General features: G+C 64.7%; 11 protein-coding genes. 4 read left to right on the top strand and 7 right to left on the bottom strand.

Features of this window, described 5'->3' with window-relative positions:
• Positions 1-148: 148 nt before the first annotated feature.
• From MESS2_RS15280 to hutI, 6 genes are all read right to left on the bottom strand, one after another.
• On the bottom strand, positions 149-8737 hold the full coding sequence (locus tag MESS2_RS15280; protein ID WP_008875264.1) for a glycoside hydrolase family 94 protein: 8589 nt from the start codon (positions 8735-8737) through the stop codon (positions 149-151).
• Positions 8738-9001: 264 nt separating this feature from the next.
• Positions 9002-9589: a HutD/Ves family protein gene (locus MESS2_RS15275; protein WP_008875262.1), complete on the bottom strand. Its 588-nt coding sequence runs from the start codon at positions 9587-9589 to the stop codon at positions 9002-9004.
• 8 nt (positions 9590-9597) lie between these two features.
• Positions 9598-11268 carry a urocanate hydratase gene (gene hutU, locus MESS2_RS15270; RefSeq protein WP_008875261.1) on the bottom strand — a complete coding sequence of 557 codons (1671 nt, stop codon included), beginning with the start codon at positions 11266-11268 and terminating at the stop codon, positions 9598-9600.
• A 33-nt stretch (positions 11269-11301) separates the two neighbouring features.
• On the bottom strand, positions 11302-12117 hold the full coding sequence (hutG, locus tag MESS2_RS15265) for an N-formylglutamate deformylase (protein ID WP_008875260.1): 816 nt from the start codon (positions 12115-12117) through the stop codon (positions 11302-11304).
• Between the two features lie 61 nt (positions 12118-12178).
• A complete protein-coding gene (gene hutH, locus MESS2_RS15260; protein ID WP_008875259.1) occupies positions 12179-13720 on the bottom strand; it encodes a histidine ammonia-lyase in 1542 nt (513 codons plus the stop codon).
• A complete protein-coding gene (hutI, locus tag MESS2_RS15255) occupies positions 13717-14952 on the bottom strand; it encodes an imidazolonepropionase (protein WP_008875258.1) in 1236 nt (411 codons plus the stop codon). Before hutI ends, hutH begins: the two co-directional genes overlap by 4 nt.
• 97 nt (positions 14953-15049) lie before the next feature.
• Between hutI and MESS2_RS15250 the strand changes: the two genes are divergently transcribed.
• Both MESS2_RS15250 and hutC read left to right on the top strand, forming a co-directional pair.
• Positions 15050-16402, top strand: a complete 1353-nt coding sequence (locus MESS2_RS15250; protein WP_008875257.1) for a formimidoylglutamate deiminase — start codon at positions 15050-15052, stop codon at positions 16400-16402.
• On the top strand, positions 16399-17160 hold the full coding sequence (hutC, locus tag MESS2_RS15245) for a histidine utilization repressor (RefSeq protein ID WP_008875256.1): 762 nt from the start codon (positions 16399-16401) through the stop codon (positions 17158-17160). Before MESS2_RS15250 ends, hutC begins: the two co-directional genes overlap by 4 nt.
• A 133-nt stretch (positions 17161-17293) precedes the next feature.
• Here hutC and MESS2_RS15240 read toward each other — a convergent pair whose 3' ends face one another.
• The gene (locus tag MESS2_RS15240) at positions 17294-17638 is read right to left on the bottom strand and encodes a RidA family protein (RefSeq protein WP_008875255.1); all 345 of its coding nucleotides are present in this window, start codon (positions 17636-17638) and stop codon (positions 17294-17296) included.
• A gap of 234 nt (positions 17639-17872) precedes the next feature.
• Here MESS2_RS15240 and aztA point away from each other — a divergent pair, with 234 nt between their 5' ends.
• A complete protein-coding gene (gene aztA / locus MESS2_RS15235; protein WP_008875254.1) occupies positions 17873-18670 on the top strand; it encodes a zinc ABC transporter ATP-binding protein AztA in 798 nt (265 codons plus the stop codon).
• On the top strand, positions 18670-19545 hold the full coding sequence (aztB, locus tag MESS2_RS15230; RefSeq protein ID WP_008875253.1) for a zinc ABC transporter permease AztB: 876 nt from the start codon (positions 18670-18672) through the stop codon (positions 19543-19545). Before aztA ends, aztB begins: the two co-directional genes overlap by 1 nt.
• The last annotated feature ends 19 nt before the right edge of the window (positions 19546-19564 follow it).

Below are 19564 nucleotides of genomic sequence, written 5' to 3'. Positions count from 1 at the left end.
GGCACTGCCACTATTTTAATCAGCGGAAGTTTGGATACCCCCGCGCTGACAGACTTCCATGGCAGTTCGCCAGGAGCCCACGCAAATAAACGCAATGGCTTGTCGCGCGTCCCGGAAGACACGCGACAATGACTTCAAGCCATTGATTTTACGCGGGCATCTTAACGACCACCTCGGTCCTTTCGCCGGCTTTCGGCTCGAAGGCAGAAGATTTCGTCTTGGTTCCGTTGACTTCGAGCGAGATGGATTTGGCCTTTTTGTCGCGGACGACCCGAACTTTGACTTCGGCACCCAGCATCTTCAGCGTTGCCGAGTAGCCGTCCCAATGGCTGGGCAGCTTCGGCCGGAACGTGATCTGCTTGCCGCGCCGCTCAATGCCGAGGATGCCTTCGACCGCGGCACGATAAAGCCAGCCGGCCGAGCCGGTATACCAGGTCCAGCCGCCGCGACCGCCCTTGCCCGGCCCGGCATAGACGTCCGCAGCCACGACATAGGGCTCGACGCGATAATGCTCAGAAGCGGCCTCATCGAGCGCATGGTTGACCGGATTGAGCATGGAAAAACAGCGGTAGGCATCATCGGTACGCCCCATTTCGGCGAGCGCGATGACAAACCATGTGGCCGCGTGAGTGTACTGGCCACCGTTCTCGCGGACGCCCGGCGGATAGCTCTTGATGTAGCCCGGATCCTTCTCTGTCCGGGAGAAGGGCGGGGTGAACAGCTTGACGATCTTCAGCTCGTCGTCGACGAGCATCTTCATTGCCTGCTGCATCGCCGTCGTCGAGCGCGCCGGATCGCCCTCGCCCGACAGCACGCTCCACGACTGCGCGATCGAGTCGATCTTGCACTCCTCGGAATTGCGAGACCCGAGCGGCGTGCCGTCGTCGAAGCTGCCGCGACGATACCATTCCCCGTCCCAGGCCGTGCTTTCGAGTGCCCGCTTCAGCGCATCGGCGTGCTTTGTCCAGGCCTGCGCGCGCTTGGCGTCGCCCTGCGCCTTGGCGACGGGGGCAAAGTCGCCCAGCGTCTTCAGCAGGAACCAGCCCAGCCAGACACTCTCGCCCTTGCCGCGCTCGCCGACGCGGTTCATGCCGTCGTTCCAGTCGCCGCCGAGGATCAGCGGCAGCCCGGCCGGGCTGCTGCGCTTGACGGCAAGATCGAGCGCTCGCGCGCAATGGTCATAGAGCGAAGCGGTCTTCTTCGATATCTCCGGGGTGAAGAAGGCATCGTGCTCGCCCTCGCTCAGCGCCTGTCCGTCGATGAAGGGCAGCTGCTCTCCGAGGATAGCAGCGTCGCCGGTCACCAGCAGATAGCGTGCCGTGGCATGGGCGAGCCAGACCACGTCGTCCGAGATCATGGTGCGGACGCCTGCATCGGTGCGCGGCAGCCACCAATGCTGCACGTCGCCTTCGGGGAATTGCCGCCGCGCCGCATTGAGGATCTGATCGTGCGCCAGCTTGGGGTCATGGGCCAGCAGCGCCAGCGTGTCCTGCAACTGGTCGCGGAAGCCGAAGGCGCCGCTCGCCTGGTAGAAGGCCGAGCGGGCGCGGATGCGACAGGCAAGGCTCTGGTAGGGTAGCCAGTGGTTGACCATGGCGTCGAGCGCCTTGTCCGGCGTCTCGACCTGTATGGTGTCGAGAAAGCCTCGCCAAACGCGCTCATTGTCGGCCAGCCGCTGATCGAAATCCTTCTCACGATGATGCTGCACCAGGGCGCTGGCCTCCTCGGCGGAGGCCGCATCGCCGAGCAGCCAGATCAGCGTCACGTCGCCACCGGCGGGGATGTCGACGTCGTGTGCGATCGCGGCACACGGATCGTCGCCGGCCTCGACGCGGCCCGACAGGGCCGCGCCGGTCAGCACCGCATGCGGAAACTCGCTGCTGCCGTGCCTGCCCAGGAACTCCGTGCGGTCGGCCGTCACCGACTGTGCCGCGCCGTCGGCGGCCAGGAAGGCGACTCGCTCGCTGAAGTCGAGCCCGTAGGGGTTTTGCGCCAACAAGGCGCCGGTCGCGGCGTCCCTGGACGGAATGATGGTCGCCGCCGTGCGCGACCGATGACTGCCAAGAACCCATTCCGCATAGGCATAGACACGCAGCCGCGCCGGTACCGACCCCGAATTCTGGATGCGCAGCCTCGAGATCTTCACCGGATCGACCGGGTCCACCACATGGGTAAGGTCCATCGACAGTGGACCACGCTTCGAACGGAAGGTCGAAAAACCCTGCCCGTGCCATGTTTCATAGGTCATGGCGGTATCGCGCACCACGGCGGCCAGCGGCGAGAATGCCTTGCCGCTGGCATGATCGTGGATATAGATGCCCTCGCCCGGCCGGTTCGAAACCGGGTCGTTCGACCATGGCGTCAGCTGATAGTCCCGGCTGTTGCGGCTCCAGGTGAAGGCGGCGCCCTCGGCCGACACATGGAAGCCGAACGACGCGTTGGAGACGACGTTGATCCAGGGCTGCGGCGTCGTACGCCGGCCGGCAAGACGCGTGACGTAGTGGCGTCCGTCGCCGTCAAAGCCGCCAAAACCGTTCCAGAGACTGAGCCCGCTGCCATCGGCCCTGCTTTCGATCAAGGACTGGGCCGCCAGTGCCTGCGCGCTGACCGGCGCCGGCAAGGACGGCTCGCGAGCCATGGTGCCAACGGGCTGCAAGGCATCCCGCGCCTGAAGCGCGGCGGCCTCGGCGCGCTCGATCTGGTCGAAGATGGTGCCGTTGCGCGTATGCAGCACGATGCGCGCGGCAGCGAGCAGCGTCTTGTAGGTCGCCTCGTCCATCAGGTCGCGGCGCACCGCGAAGATGTGCTGGCGCGGTCCCAGTTCCTTGCCGCGCAAGCGGCTGTTTTCGCACAATGTCTCGACAGCCCGCTGCAGGTCCTGCACGTAGGACGAGGCCTGTTCATTGACGACGACGAAATCGATCATCATGCCGCGGGCGCGCATATATTCCTGGAAACGGAGCGCCTGGGCGACGATTTCCAGATCGGCGACATCGCCGATCCGAACCAGGAAGATCGGAAAATCGCCGGATATGCTGGTCGGCCACAGGTTGGATTGCTTGCCGAGCCCGGAGGCGATGGATTCCGCGGGAAGGCGCAGGAATGGATCGGGATAGATCAGATAGCGCGCCAGCTTCTGCACATTGGCGGCGTCGGTCAGGCTGAGGCCGAGGTGACGGGTCTGCACCTGGCTGCGGGTCCAGGCGAGCATCGCCTGGCGGGCGAAGCTTTCCGGATGGTCAAGGCGCGCAATGGCTTCGTCGAGTTCGGCGCGGTTGGCGCCGACGATGGTCCAGAAGGTCAGCGAGATCTTCTTGTTGGCAGGCACGCGCACCTGCCGGCGCAGCGAGGCGATCGGGTCCAGCGTGAAGCCGGAATGGCCGCCGAGCTTGGCGCCTGGATCGAAGGCGGCGGCCTCGGTGATGGTGCGGCCGCGGCCGATGAAGGCGCGCCGGTCGGTTTCCGCCTCGGCGTCGCGCGCCGGTCCAGACGGATCGGTGACGAAATGCACCATCGTGACATCAGGCTCGTCGGTTTCGCGTTTGCGCCGTGTCGCGAAGATCGAACCTTTGTTGGCGGCGATTTCGGTTTCCACGAACATCTTCGAAAAGGCCGGATGTGCGTAGTCCGAGGCCTCCGATCCCAGCACCAGTTCGGCAAATGAGGTCACTTCGATGTGCCGGTCGGTGGCGCCATCATTGTAGAGCGTCACCCGCCGGCCTTCGCCGTTGCCTTCGGAAATGACGATGCATTCGACCTCCGAGCGCAGGGATCCCACGGATTTGACGAAGCTCGCCTTGTCGTCGGAAAACAGCGTCTGCACGCGTTCGTCCGTCGCGCGCTTCGGCTCAGCGGTTGCCGACCACCAGTCGCCGCTGCCGGCGTCGCGCAGGAAGATATAGGAGCCAAGCCGATCCTCGGTCGGATCCGGCTGCCAGCGCGTGACGGCAAGCTCGCCCCAGCGGCTGTAGCCCGAGCCGGTGGCGGAGACCATGACCGAGTAGCGGCCATTGGACATGACGCTGGTCGAACGCAACGCCCTGAGGGGATCGAGCACGATGCGCGTGTCCGGGCTCTCGACTTCGGTTTCGTCCTTCGAGCGCTCGTCGGCCTCGGTCCTGACGGTCGCGGTCGGGATGTCGCGCGGCGCTCTTTCCTGCAGCAGCAACTCGGCGGATTCGATCACCGGATCTGAATGGAAGCGGTCGCGCAAACGCCCTTCGAAGATGGCGTCGGCAACGGCGGCGATCGACATGCCGGAATGGTGGGCCATGTAGTTCAGCACGACGGCATGGTCGGTGCCTTCGGGCACGCGCTGCGGGGTGAAATCCACCGCATCGTAATAGCCATGCCGGCCAAGCGCGCCGATGGCCGTCAGCCTGGCGAGGTTCTGCACGGATTCGCGCGGGGTGAACTGCGCCGCTAGAATCGTCGCGTAAGGTGCGATCACGGTATTCTGGCCAAGGCCGCGCTTCAGGCCAAGTCCGGGCACGCCGAAATTGGTGTACTGGTAGGTCAGTTCGCGGTCGCGGGCGTTGTAGGCCGCTTCCGAAATGCCCCAGGGCACGTTCTTCGAGCGGGCATACTGGATCTGGCGCTTGATGATCAGCTTGCTGGTCTGATTGAGGATCGAGCCTTGCGGCTCCTTCATCACCAGCGGCGGCATCAGATACTCGAACATCGAGCCGGACCAGGACATCAGCGCGCCCTGGAAACCGATCTCGACGATCGGCCGGCCGAGCCGGAACCAGTGTTCGGTCGGCAGATCGCCCTTGGCGATGGCGAACAGGCTTGTCAGCCGCGCCTCGGAGGCGAGAAGGTCGTAGCAGCTTTCGTCGAGCTGATGCTCCTCGACCCGGTAGCCGATCGACAGGAGCTTGCGCTCCTGCCGCATGAGGAAGGAGAAATCCATTTCGAAGGCGAAGCGGCGCGTACGCTCGCGCAGCGCCAGAAGCTTGGCACGCAAGGCCTCGACGGCATTGTCGTCGCTGTGAGCGTCATGGACATGCGCCTCGCAGGTGGCCTCCAGCCTGGCCGCCCAGTCGGCGATGATGTCGCTGCGCGTCGACGCGGCCTCGGTGTGGATGGCCACGGCGAGCTTGCGGATCTCGCCGGCCAGAACAGCCAGGTTGATGGTGCGGATCGACGCCATCTCGGGCTGCGCCTTGATCGACAGGACAGCCCGCCGCATGCCATCGAGGCGATCGGCGAGACGCTGGCGCAACGGCCGCAACTGGCGGCGGTCGTCAGGCAATTCCTCGAGGCTTTCGTCGAGGATCGTCACCGTATCGAGGATGCCCTCGAAATCGCCCTGGAGGTGAACGGAAGGCGCTTCCGCCCATTCGGCGCAGGCGGCGGCCACCGCCACCAGATGGCCGGCGAGATTGCCGCTGTCGACGGCGGAAATATAGAGCGGATAGAGCGGTTTCAGCGTCGTCGTGTCGTACCAGTTGAAGAGATGGCCGCGGTCGCGCGGCATGCTCTCGATGGTCGTCATGGTGGCGTCGATACGGGTGATGGCGTCGGACAGGCTGATCCAGCCGAAGTCGCGCGCCGAAACCACCGACAGAAGATAGACGCCGATGTTGGTCGGCGAGGTGCGCGGCGCGACGACCGGCGCCGGGCTCTCCTGGAAATTGTCGGGCGGCAGATTGTGGTGCTCGGCGGTGACGAAGGTCTCGAAATAATGCCAGGTGCGCCGCGCGACGGTACGCAGCGCGTGGATATCGGCCGCCGATATGCGCAGCCGATCCTCGGTTTCGGCCGAGCGGCTGATCCAGCAGGCGACGGCCGGCGAGCCGATCCAGAACAGCGCGAAGAAGAAGGCGACGAAGGCCCCGGTGGAATCGGCCAGTACCGGTATGGCGAGGCCGACGACGCCGATGATGACCGCGCCATACATCATGCCATAGTAGGAGCTGAGATCATTGTCGCCGTTCTTGTGCGCCTGCGAGGCGGTGCGCCATTCGAGCAGGTTCTGCCGGCTGACGAACAGCCGGTAAAGGGTGCGGATGATGGCGTCGCCCATCATCCAGGCATTGTGCGCCATCAGCACGATCTTCAGCGCTACAAGGGCAGTGCCGAAGACCACGTCGTGCGCCAGGGCCGAGAAATGGCCGCGTGGCGTCTGGTCGCCGCTTTTCGGCAGGATCGAATTGACGATATCGAAGGTCGGCGCCATGAACAGCGTGAGGATCAGCAACGCCTGCCATTGCGCGGCCTGCGTGAAGGGCAGCAGCGTCCAGCCTGCGATCGCCGCCATCACCCAGAAGATCGGTGTCAGCGAGCGGCGCAGATTGTCGATCATCTTCCAGCGCGACAGCGCAGGCACGCCGGAGCGCGGATCGAGGATGAAGCCCAGAAGCTGCCAGTCGCCACGGGCCCAGCGATGGTGGCGCGAGGCGTCGACCGAATAGCGGGTCGGATAATCCTCGACCAGCTCGACGTCGGTGATCAATGCCGAGCGCGCCAGCGCGCCTTCGAGCAGATCGTGGCTGAGGATGGTGTTTTCCTCGATGCGGCCCTTCAGCGCCGCCTCGAAGGCGTCGACATGATAGAGGCCCTTGCCGGTGAAAGAGCCGTCGCCGAAGACATCCTGGTAGATATCCGACACGGCAAAGACGTAAGGATCGAGGCCGCGATTGGCGGAAAAGATCCGCTGGAAGAAGGAGGCGTCGTCGCCGCTGGTCAGCGAGGCGGTGATGCGCGGCTGCAGGATGGTATAGCCTGATGTGACGACGCGCTTTGCCGCATCGAAATGCGGGCGGTTGAGCGGATGGCACAGCTTGCCGACCAAGGCGGCGACGGCATCGCGGGTGGTGCGCGTGTCGGCGTCCAGCGTCATCACATGGACGACGTCTTCCGGCAATGGCACATCCAGCGGCAGGAAGGTGGTATCGCTGTCGCCGCGCAGCAGCAGGTCCAACTCGTGCAGCTTGCCGCGCTTGCGCTCCCAGCCCATCCAGACACCCTGGGCTTCGTTGTAGAGCCGCCGGCGGTGCAGGACATAAAAGCGCGGCGCGCCTTCGCTGGGATAGCGGGCGTTCAGCCGCGCGATCTCGTCACGCGCATATTGGAGGATCTCGATATCGGCCGCATCGATTTCGGTCTTCGAGTCCGGCCAGTCCGAAAGCAGCGCGAAATAGATTTCGTCCTCGGTGTTGGCGAGATGATGCACTTCGATGTTGCGGATGTTTTCCTCGACGTCGTCGCGCGAGCCGATCAGCGACGGAACCACCACCAGCGTGCGCGCCTCGGGCGGCAGACCGTGCCTGTAATCGTAGCCGATGAGACGCGTCGGCTTTAGGAACAACGATACGACGGTGTTGAAGAAGGCAAGCGCGCCTTCGCTGGCCGGCACGGCAAACAGCGCCAGCATCAAGACGATGGAAGGCACGGACAGCCCGAGATTGACTAGCGCATTGCCTGAGAGGACCAGAAGCAGGACCGTCAGGGCGAACACCGGCACGACAATGCCCAGCCATCCGGTCTTGCCGAACGCCCGTTTGACCGCGACGCTGACGGTCGGCCGATAGCCGATCGCCTTTTCCAGCTCCAGCCGGCGCGGGCCGACGAGAAAGAAGCCGACGTCGGCGTGAGCGACCGGACCGGTTTCGGTGGCAGAGGCATTCGAAACCGGGGCATCGGCGATGGAGGCATGACCGGCGAGTTCGATCGCCTTTTCGGCGACGCGAAATTCGGAAAGATCGGAGCGGCGCGCCAGCGCCTCGATCGCGGTCCGGTACTGGTCGCGCGAGAAGAAATCGAGCGCGGCGAAATCGGTGCGCTCGCGCAGAAGCGTGTCGATGCGGCTGACGCCTTCGAACCACACCGTCCAGTCGATGTCGTTGATCAGTCTGAGGCCGCGGATGATGTTGCCGGTGGTCACATTGCCGCTGGACAGCGTGCGATGCTCGCCGATGATGATTTCCTCGGCGTCGGAGCCGGTCTTTTCGAGCTCGCCTTCCAGCCATTCCAAAGCCCTGCCGGCGTTCTGCGAACCGTCGCGCAGACGATAGAGCAGCTGGGTGGCAAAGGTGGTGTCCTGGGCATGGGCGCCGTAGTTCGACAGGATGGCCTGGCGGTCGGCGCTGTCGTCGGTCGCCAGCACGCGGTCGGCGACCTCGTTGGCGATCTGGCGCATCTGCCTTGTGCGATTGACCCTGACCGCGATCCGGCGAAGATTTTCGATCAGAACGAAGCGCAGCAGCGACGGCAGCGCCCAGAGCTCGCCGATCTTCAGCGGTTCGACCGACTGGAAGCCTTCGACGATCGCCTTGAACATGGTCGCCGAGACGGAACTGTCGGAATGCGCGACATAGGTCCAGGCCAGCGCCAGCGCACGGGGCACGCTGGCGCCGTCGGCCAGCTTCAGGGTCGGCAACTGCCGGTAGAAACGGCGCGGCAGGTCGCGCTTGACCTGGAAGATGGTCTCCTCGACCAGATAGTTGTTGTCGAGCAGCCATTGCGCGGCCGGCGTGATCGTCTCGCCCCTCGCCTGCGCCGCATTGGTCGAGCGGTAGACTTCGAGGATCTTGCGGGCGCTGTCGCGGATGCGCGCCTGAAAGTCGAACGGGGTCAGGCCGAACAAATCCTTGAGGTCGCCCTTGGCGAGGCTCGCGCCCAGCGTGCGCAGGCGATCTTCAGGCAGGAAATGGGAGCGTATCGGCTCTTCCGTAATGGCCGGGAAGCTCGCGCTCGTCTTTTCCATCTGGGTGGGATTTGTCTGGATATTCATTGAAAATTCCGCATGGAGGGACGCACTGCGGCGTCACCGCCACGGCAATGTCCCTAAAACCGGTTCAAATGCAATTGGTTGCATCACGACAATTTGCCGAAAGTTATGTCCGCACCACGACAGGCGTCGCCTTCGACAACTTCCGGACGAGCGCCCCTCTCTTCCATCCGATTTGATCGAAGAAAGGATTCAGGCTTTTTCGTGATGCGGGCAGCAGCTTACGCCAAATTCGGCCCGGGCCGCGATCATGTTTGGAGACAGGCGTTAATCGTTTGCCGGGACGCGGTCGATGCTGATCATGAACAGCATCGCCGTTCGTGCAGGCTCCAGGCGCATTTCCCGGGCATCCGGTCCGATCATCAGCGTATCGCGGGGCTCCAGTCTCGCGGCCCCCGCGAGGCCGGCCGTGACGGTGCCGTCTACGCACAGAACGAGCGTGGTTGCCGCCTCCGTGCGGATATCCAGTGGAGTTGAAATGACCAGGCGCTCGACCTTGTGCGTCATTCGCCCGCGGCGGGTCATGACGTTGAGATCGGTGATGGGGCCGGCGATCAGGGCGGCCTGCGTCGGCACGTCGGCCGGAAAGGAAAATGGCGCCGACGCTCCGGTCAGCTCAGTCGGAGCACGGCCGGCGATGTCGAGCGCGACGCCACCGCCTTCCAGCACCGCCAGCGTGCGGTCGACGCCAGCGAAGCCGGAGAACGGGCCACCGCTTTCGACGCGCGCCATGGAAACGCGCCAGTCGAAATCGTCGAGCCCGGCGCCGTCAGGCGAGACGGCGATCTCCGTCGTCGTGCCGCCGCCGTTCTTCCACGGCATGACGCGGTATTCGGCGGCCCTGAGGATACGCATGGTTCGGCTCAGCCGAGAATGCCCGGCAGATTGAGCTGGTGCTCCCTGGCGCAATCAACCGCGATATCGTAACCGGCGTCGGCGTGGCGCATGACGCCGGTCGCAGGGTCATTCCACAGGACGCGCTCCAGCCGCTTTGCCGCCTCGCGCGTGCCGTCGGCGACGATGACCATGCCGGCATGCTGCGAAAAGCCCATGCCGACACCGCCGCCATGGTGCAGCGACACCCAGGTCGCGCCGGAGGCAGTGTTGAGCAGCGCGTTGAGCAGTGGCCAGTCGGAGACCGCATCAGAGCCGTCCTTCATCGATTCCGTCTCGCGGTTCGGCGAGGCGACGGAGCCGGAATCGAGGTGATCACGGCCGATGACCACTGGCGCCTTGAGCTCACCCCTGGCCACCATCTCGTTGAAGGCAAGGCCGAGCCTGTGGCGGTCGCCTAGGCCGACCCAGCAGATGCGCGCCGGCAAGCCCTGAAAAGCGATGCGCTGGCGCGCCATGTCCAGCCAGTTGTGCAGATGGGTGTTGCCCGGCGTCAATTCGCGCACCTTGGCGTCGGTCTTGTAGATGTCTTCCGGATCGCCCGAGAGCGCCGCCCAGCGGAACGGGCCGATGCCGCGACAAAACAGCGGCCGGATATAGGCCGGCACAAAGCCGGGGAAGGCAAAGGCGTTCTCGAACCCCTCTTCCTTGGCAACCTGTCGAATGTTGTTGCCGTAGTCGAGCGTCGGCACGCCGGCATTCCAGAACGCCACCATCGCCTCGACATGCTCGCGCATCGAAGCGCGGGCGGCTCTCTCGACCGCCCTGGGGTCGGACGTGCGCTTCTCGCGCCATTCGGCGAGCGACCAGCCCTTGGGCAAATAGCCGTTCAGCGGATCATGGGCCGACGTCTGGTCCGTGACCATGTCTGGGCGGACACCACGCCGCACCAGTTCCGGCACGATGTCGGCGGTATTGCCGACCAGGCCGACCGACTTCGCCTCGCCGGCCCTGGTCCAGCGCTCGATCTTCTCCAGCGCCTCGTCCAGCGTATCGGCGCGCTCGTCGACATAGCGGGTGCGCAGCCGGAAATCGATGCGATCGGGATCGCATTCGATCGCCAGGCAGCAGGCGCCAGCCATGACAGCGGCGAGCGGCTGGGCGCCGCCCATGCCGCCGAGGCCGCCGGTCAGAATCCATCTGCCTCTGAGATTGCCGCCATAGTGCTGGCGGCCGGCCTCGACGAAGGTCTCGTAGGTGCCCTGCACGATGCCTTGCGTGCCGATGTAGATCCACGAGCCGGCCGTCATCTGGCCGTACATCATCAGGCCCTTCTTATCGAGCTCGTTGAATTTCTCCCAGGTCGCCCAGTGCGGCACCAGGTTGGAATTGGCGATCAGCACGCGCGGCGCGTCGGCGTGGGTGCGGAAGACGCCGACCGGCTTGCCCGACTGCACCAGCAGCGTCTCGTCCTCGGCCAGCGTCTTCAGCGAGGCGACGATGCGGTCGAAATCGTTCCAGGTGCGCGCCGCCCGGCCGATGCCGCCATAGACGACCAGTTCATTGGGGTTTTCGGCGACGTCGGGATCGAGATTGTTCATCAGCATGCGCAGCGGCGCTTCCGTCAGCCATGTCCGGGCATTGAGCTCGGCGCCGCGCGGGCTGCGGACTTCGCGGATGTTATGGCGAGGATCGTTCATAGCGTTCCCTTTCGAAGGAGTAGGCGGCGCTTGTCAGCTCTGCGCCCAGACAATCGCGGTCTTGAGGATATTCTCCAGCGTGGCGCGGATGGGCGCTGCGAACGCGGCATCGTAGGGCATCGGCCAATTGTCCGGCGTGCCCTTGCCTTCGGGCTCGCGCATATAGCCACGGTTGGAGAGCTCCATCTGCAGCGCATGGACGCCACCTTGCGGCTGGCCGAAATGGCGGGTGATCCAGCCGCCCTTGAAGCGGCCGTTGACGACAAAACTCTCGCCGGCCCCGGCCAGGATCCCGCCGACCATGGCCTGCAAGGCCGGGTCGGCGCTCTTGCCGTCATTGGTGCCGAGGTTGAACACCGGCAGCGTGCCTTCGAACAGGCGTGGCAGCACCGAGCGGATCGAGTGGCAATCGTAGAGCACGATCCGGCCGTGCAGGGCGCGCAGCCTGTCGATCTCGGCCTGCAAGGCCGCATGATAAGGCATGAAGTATTTCTCGCGGCGTTCGTCGATTTCCGACGGTCCGGGCTCTTCGCCCTCGCGATAGAGCGGATCGCCGTCGAAGGTCTCGGTCGGGCACAGGCCGGTGGTCGTCTGGCCGGGATAGAGCGAGGCGCCGGACGGGTCGCGGTTTACGTCGATGACGGTGCGCGAGATCGCGGTGTGGACGACTGTCGCGCCAAGACCTTCGGCAAAGTCATAGAGCTTATCGATCCACCAGTCGCAGTCGCGGCGGCCGAGCCAGGGCGAAACCAGACGATTCTCGATGCCCGCCAGATCGATGCCGGCATGGGGGACCGAAACCAGCAGAGACGCAGTGCCGCGGGTAACCGTGAGCCAGGAGGGAGTCACGACAGCGCCTCATAGAATACGTCATCACAGGAAACGCTGGCCCCATAGGCGAAACAATCCATCACAGCACTCCCGTCACCGGGGGCAGCGTCACGCCATCCACCGCCTCAATCAGCCGCCCATCTCGTACCATGGCGATGGCCCTTTCCATGTCGGGATGGAAATGCCGGTCATTGTCGAGATGCGGCACTTCTGCCCTCACCAGCTTGCGCACCGCCTCCAATGCATCGCTCGAGGCCAGCGGCGCATGAAAATCGCAGCCCTGGGCCGCGGCCAGCAATTCGATGCCGATGACAGCCGTCGCATTCTCGATCATGCCGATGAGACGGCGCGCGCCATGCGCGGCCATCGACACGTGGTCCTCCTGGTTGGCCGAGGTCGGGATCGAATCGACACTGGCCGGATAGGCCTTCTGCTTGTTCTCGGAGACAAGTGCTGCCGCCGTCACCTGTGGGATCATGAAGCCGGAGTTCAGGCCCGGCTTCGGTGTCAGGAAGGCCGGCAGGCCCGAGAGCGCCGGGTCGACCAGCATGGCGATGCGTCGCTCCGACAGCGAACCGATCTCGCAGACGGCAAGCGCGATCATGTCGGCGGCGAAGGCCACCGGCTCGGCGTGGAAATTGCCACCGGAAAGTGCGGTATCGTCCTCGGCGAAGATCAGCGGATTGTCGGTAACGCCATTGGCCTCGGTGCCGAGCGTGTCGGCGGCCTTGCGCAACACGTCGAGGGCCGCGCCCATCACCTGTGGCTGGCAGCGCAGGCAATAAGGGTCCTGCACGCGCTCGTCACCGACCCGGTGCGATTCACGGATGGCGCTTCCGGCCATCAGCTTGCGCAGCGCGTCCGCCGTCTCGATCTGGCCGCGATGTTTTCTCAAGAGATGGATGCGCGGGTCGAAGGGCGCGTCGGAGCCTTTAGCCGCGTCGGTAGACAGCGCGCCGGCGACCAAAGCCGACTGGTAGAGAACTTCGGCCTCGAACAAGGCGGCCAGCGCATAGGCGGTCGAAAACTGCGTGCCGTTGAGCAGCGCCAGACCTTCCTTGGCTCCGAGCGTCACCGGCTCCAGCCCGTGCGAGACGAAAGCGACCTTGGCCGGGAAGCGGCCATGCGGCGTAAAACACTCGCCGACGCCGATCATCACCGCCGTCATGTGCGACAGCGGCGCAAGATCACCCGAGGCGCCGACCGAGCCTTGCGCCGGCACCACCGGAATGACATCGTTGGCCAGCATCGCTTCCAGCAATTCGACGGTTTCAAGGCGCACGCCGGAGGCGCCCTGCGCCAGGCTGGCGAGCTTCAGCGCCATCATCAGCCGGACCACCGCAACGGGCATCGGCTCCCCGACGCCGGCAGCGTGCGACAGCACGATGTTGCGCTGGAGCGTTTCGAGATCGGCGGCGGGGATACGGACGCTGGCCAGCTTGCCGAAGCCGGTGTTGATGCCATAGACCGGCTCGCCCTTGGCGACGATACGCGCCACGGCCTCGGCGCTGGCCTTGATCTTCGGCCAGCACGAATTGTCGAGTTTCGGCACGGCGCCGCGATAAACGGCGCGCCAGTCGGCCAAGGTCGCGTTGCCCGGCTTCAGTACGAGTTCGGTCATTGTCCCCTCCAGATGCGAGCATGCAGCGGGTTGAAGCCCATGCGATAGACGAGTTCGGCCGGGCGCTCGATGTCCCAGATCGCGAGGTCGGCCGATTTGCCAGCCTCGATCGTGCCGGCCTGTCCAAGCAGGCCGAGAGCGCGGGCAGCCTCGCGGGTGACACCAGCCAGGCATTCGTCGACGGTCAGGCCGAACAAGGTCGCCGCCATGTTCATGGTCAGCAACAGCGAGGTCAGCGGCGAGGTGCCGGGATTGTTGTCGGTGGCGACAGCCATCCCGACGCCATGCTGGCGGAACAGGGCAATCGGCGGCTTCTTGGTCTCGCGAATGAAGTAGTAGGCGCCGGGTAGGATCGTCGCCACGGTGCCAGCCCTGGCCATTGCCGCCGCGCCGGCCTCGTCGGTGTATTCGAGATGGTCCGCCGACAGCGCACCATAGCGCGCGGCGAGTTCGGCGCCGTGCAGATTGGACAATTGATCGGCGTGGAGCTTTACCGGCAGCCCAGCCGCCTTGGCCGCATCGAAAACGCGCGAAATCTGCTCCGGCGAAAAGGCGATGCTCTCGCAGAACCCATCGACGGCATCGGCCAAACCCTCGGCGGCGACCGCCGGAAGAATTTCGTTCGCGACCAGATCGACAAAAGCGTCCTTGTCGCCTTTCGCCTCGGGCGGCAGCGCATGGGCACCGAGGAAACTCGTCCTGACCGTCACCGGCCGCTCTTCGCCCAAGCGCCTGGCGGCGCGCAGCGATTTCTTCTCGTTTTCGAGGTCGAGGCCGTAGCCCGACTTGATCTCGACTGACGTGACGCCTTCGGCAATCAGCGCATCGAGGCGCGGCAGCGACTGCGCGACCAGCTCGTCCTCGCCGGCAGCCCGCAACGCCTTGACCGAGGAGACGATGCCGCCGCCGGCCCTGGCGACCTCTTCATAGGTGGCGCCGGCCAGCCGCATCTCGAATTCACTGGCGCGATTGCCGGCATGGATGAGATGGGTGTGGCAGTCGATCAGGCCGGGCGTGATCCAACGGCCGCCGCAGTCGACGATTTCCGCGCCTTGGCCGACGGCCGCCGGCATTTCCGCTTCCGCGCCGGCATAGACAATGATGCCGTCGCGCGCCGCGACCGCGCCCTTTTCGACGATGCCCAGCCCGGTCGCGCTTTCGGCCATGGTCGCCAGGCGCGCATTGCGCCAAAGGTGAAGGCCCCCTGCCCGGCTTTTGTTCGCTGCCGCCATCATCTTTTCCGTTTCAATTGATGGCTATTATGTATATACATATTGAAACGCGACGCAAGCGCTATCATCGCGAGCGATCAGACATTTGGAGAAAGACGTGACGGCGATCTTTGCGGAACAGGCGCTTCTGGCCAACGGCTGGCATGACAAGGTGCGCATCGTCGCTGGCGATGGACGCATCACAACGGCCGAGCCGGGCGCATCGCCCCAGCCCGGCGACGAGCGCCACGCCATTCTCTTGCCTGGAATGCCGAACCTGCACAGCCATGCCTTCCAGCGCTGCATGGCCGGCCTTGCCGAATTGCGCGGCCCATCGGCCGACAGTTTCTGGAGCTGGCGCGAGGTGATGTACCGTTTCGCGCTGTCGATGACGCCGGACCAGGTCGAGGCGGTCGCAGCACAGCTCTACGTCGAGATGCTGGAGGCCGGTTTTTCACGCGTCGGCGAATTCCACTATCTCCATCACGACCGCAACGGAAAACCCTACGCCAACATCGCCGAGATGGCCGAGCGCATCGCAGCGGCGGCCGCCGACACAGGCATCGGTTTGACGCTTCTGCCGGTGTTCTATGCGCATTCCTCTTTCGGCGGGGCTGCCCCCAATGAAGGCCAGCGGCGATTCATCAATGATGTGAACCGGTTCTCCCTGCTGCTTGAGAAAAGCCGGGAATGTGTTCGCGCGTTGAATAAGCCTGTCGTCGGCGTTGCGCCGCACAGCCTGCGCGCCGCGAGCCCCGATGAACTTGCTGCAATTGCCGCGATGGCACCTGACGAACCGATCCACATTCACGTCGCCGAGCAAGTGAAAGAGGTTGAGGACTGCCTTGCCTGGTCTGGCGCGCGGCCAGTGGAATGGCTGCTCGCCAATGCCAGTGTCGACCGGCGCTGGTGCCTGATCCACGCCACCCACACGACGGAAGCCGAGACGATCGCGATGGCCAAGAGTGGTGCCGTCGCGGGTCTATGCCCGATCACCGAGGCCAATCTTGGCGACGGCACTTTTACCGCGCCCCTGTTTATAGGACATGGCGGCCGCTTCGGTGTCGGCTCCGATTCCAACGTGCTGATCGGCCTGCCCGACGAATTGCGGCAGCTCGAATATTCGCAGCGTCTCGCCCATCGTGCCCGCAACGTGCTCGCGGTTGCCGGCGGCTCGACCGGTCGTGCGTTGTTCGATGCGGCACTCGACGGTGGCAGTGCCGCTCTTGGCGCCGGCCCGTCGCGGATAGCCTCCGGTGCGCCTGCCGATTTCGTCTCGCTCGACGCAAGTCATCCCTCGCTATCCGGCAAGACCGGGGACGCGATCCTCGATGCCTGGATCTTCGCCAATGGCACCAAGGTCGATTGCGTCTGGGTGCATGGCGCAAAACTGGTCAGTGGCGGCAGGCATGCAAGGCGCGATGCCATTGCGTCGCGCTTTCGCGATGTGATGGCGGCGCTTTCGACATGAATATCATCGAGACATTGGATGCGAATGGTGGGGATGCGGAAGGCAGCGAGGCTGTGTCGCTGCACCAGCGCATCCTGTCCGACATCAGCGAGAAAATATTGTCCGGCGCCTGGGCTCCCGGCCACCGCATTCCGTTCGAGCACGAACTGACTGCCGAGTACAAGTGCTCGCGGATGACGGTGAACAAGGCGCTGTCGCAGCTTGCCAAGGCCGGGCTGATCGAGCGCCGGCGCCGTTCAGGCAGCTTTGTCCGCCGGCCGCAGTCGCAAGCCGCGGTGCTGGAGATCCATGATATCAGGATCGAGGTCGAGGCGCTTGGGCTTGCCTATCACTATGAAAGGCTGGAGCGGTTGAAGCGACGCAGCAGCGCCGAGGACCGCATGCTGCTCGAACTTGCCGCTTCAGGGCCAGTGCTGGCGTTGGAGGGCCTGCATTTCGCGGGACAGCGGCCATTCGCGCACGAACAGCGGCTGATCAACCTGGCTGCGGTGGCAGAAGCTGGCGAGGAGGAGTTTCTCGACATCGCAGCTGGGCCATGGCTGATCGGGCGCGTGCCGTGGAGCGAAGCCGAGCACCGCATCCGCGCCATTGCCGCCGATGATCATATCGCCGATGCCCTCGACATCGAGGCCGGCGCGCCGTGCCTGGTGGTCGAGCGGCGGACATGGAGCGCCGAGCACCCCGTCACCCATGTCCGCTTCATTTATCCGGCGGAGAGCCACACGCTGGTGGCGCGGTTCACGCCTTCGCAGGGGTAGTGCGCCCTTACCCTCCCCTCGAGGGGACCCTTGTGGGGAGGGTCGCCGCGAAGCGGCGGGTTGGGGGTGCGGCGCCTACCCCCACCCGGACCTTCGGTCCGACCTCCCACAAGGCGGAAGTAGAAAGGTGCGATCAGATCGCCGCGGTGATGATGATCTCGACAAGATACTCCGGTCCGGCGAGCTTGGCCTCGCCGGAGGCGCGGGCCGGGGTGTGGCCCTGCGGCACCCACTTGTCCCATTCCGCGTTCATTTCCGAGAATGTGCTCATGTCGGCCAGCCAGATGATCGCCTGCAGGATCTTGGTCTTGTCCGTGCCGGCTTGGGCCAGAAATTCGTCGATGGCCGCCAGAATGTCCCTGGTCTGGGACGCGACGTTGCCGCCTGGTTCGCCGACCTGGCCGGCCAGGTAGACGGTGTTGCCGTGAATGACGATCTGGCTCATGCGCGGGCCAACATCGATGCGACGAATGCTCATTTGACGTTTCCTTCCTTTTGTCGGTTGCGCCTCTTTAGAGTCGCGGTTCGCTTCGAGCAAGGCCGCCCGGGTGAAAGCTCTTGAGCCAACAATCCCCAGCCCGAACCGGGTGTGTACACAACGAGTTGACCGCTGCGTTGTAATTCCGCCGGATTGGCTTGTTGACTTATGTAATAACATTACATATCGATTCGACCTCTTTAGTTTCGCGGACCGCCGCCCACGGATCGTCTGATGACAAATGCCTGCCTGACCTTCCGCGACCTGACGCTGGGCTACAACAGCCATCCGGCCATCCATCATCTCAACGGCACCATCCGCAAGGGTGCGCTGACCGCTGTCGTCGGTGCCAATGGCTCGGGCAAGTCGACGCTCATGAAGGGGATCGTCGGCGTTCTCAAGCCGATGGCCGGCGCCGTCATCCGGGCGCCCGGCGTGCGCGCCGCCTATCTGCCGCAGCAGTCGGAGCTCGACCGTTCCTTTCCGGCCCGGGTCGTCGATCTGGTTTCGCTGGGGCTGTGGCCACGGCGCGGGCTGCTCGGCCGCTATGCCAGGGAAGATCGCGATTCGGTCAGCCAGGCACTGATGGCGGTCGGTCTCGGCGGCTTCGAGAAGCGCCCGATCGACACGCTGTCCGGCGGCCAGTTGCAGCGCACGCTTTTTGCCCGCGTGCTTTTGCAGGACGCCGGCCTCATCCTGCTCGACGAGCCGTTCAACGCGGTCGATTCAAAAACGGTCGGCGATCTCATTGCGTTGATCAAGCGCTGGCATGGCGAGGAACGCACTATCATGGTCGTCGTCCACGACCTCGACCTGGTGCGGCAGAATTTTCCCGAAACGCTGCTGCTCGCACGCCAGCCGGTCGCCTGGGGCGAGACCAGGGAAACGCTGAAGCCTGAAAACCTGCTGCGCGCCCGGCGCTTCCACGAAGCTTGGGAGGAGAACGCGCCGTGGTGCGAGCCCGACAATCATGACCATACTCACGCGCATGACCGCGATCACCATCACGGTGCCGGACCGAGGGCAGCGTGATGGACATGTTCTACGGCCTCTTCATCGCCCCCTTCGCCGATTTCGGCTTCATGCAGCGGGCTCTGATCGGCTCGCTGATGCTGTCGCTCGGCGCCTGCCCGGTCGGCGTCTTCCTGATGCTGAGGCGCATGAGCCTCTCCGGCGATGCCATGGCCCACGCCATCCTGCCGGGTGCCGCCGCCGGCTTCCTGCTCTACGGACTGGAAATCCTGCCGATGACCATTGGCGGCCTGATCGCCGGCATCATCGTGGCGCTCGGTGCCGGTGCTGTCTCGCGCTTCACCATCCAGCGCGAGGACGCCTCGATGGCGGCCTTCTACCTGATTTCGTTCGCCATCGGCGTGCTGATGGTGTCGATCCGCGGCTCCAGCGTCGATCTCATGCATGTGCTGTTCGGCACAGTCCTGGCGCTCAACAACGAGGCGCTGGCGCTGATCGGCGGCATCGTCGCTGTGACGCTGATTAGTCTTGCCATCTTCTGGCGGGCGCTGGTCGCCGAATGTCTCGATCCGCTGTTCCTGCGTTCGGTCAGCCGGCTGGGCAGCCCGGTGCATTTCATCTTCCTCGGCCTCGTCGTGCTCAACCTGGTCGGTGGCTTCCAGGCGCTTGGCACGCTGCTTTCGGTCGGGCTGATGATGCTGCCGGCAGCGGCCGCCCGCTTCTGGACCGCTCGCGTCGAACCGATGTGCGTGCTGGCGGTGCTGATCGGCTTTGCCTCCTGCATTGCCGGTCTTCTGTTGTCCTATCATGCGTCGCTGCCGTCCGGCCCGGCCATCATCCTGTCCGCCGGCGTCGTCTATTTTGCCTCGATCCTGTTCGGCACGCGCGGCGTCCTCCGCGCCCGCATCATCCATCACCGGCATAGAACCGCCTGATCCCCAACCAAGGAGACCT

The sequence above is a fragment of the Mesorhizobium metallidurans STM 2683 genome (genome assembly GCF_000350085.1).
Lineage (GTDB): Bacteria > Pseudomonadota > Alphaproteobacteria > Rhizobiales > Rhizobiaceae > Mesorhizobium > Mesorhizobium metallidurans.
This window is presented reverse-complemented; position numbering and strand designations above follow the sequence as displayed.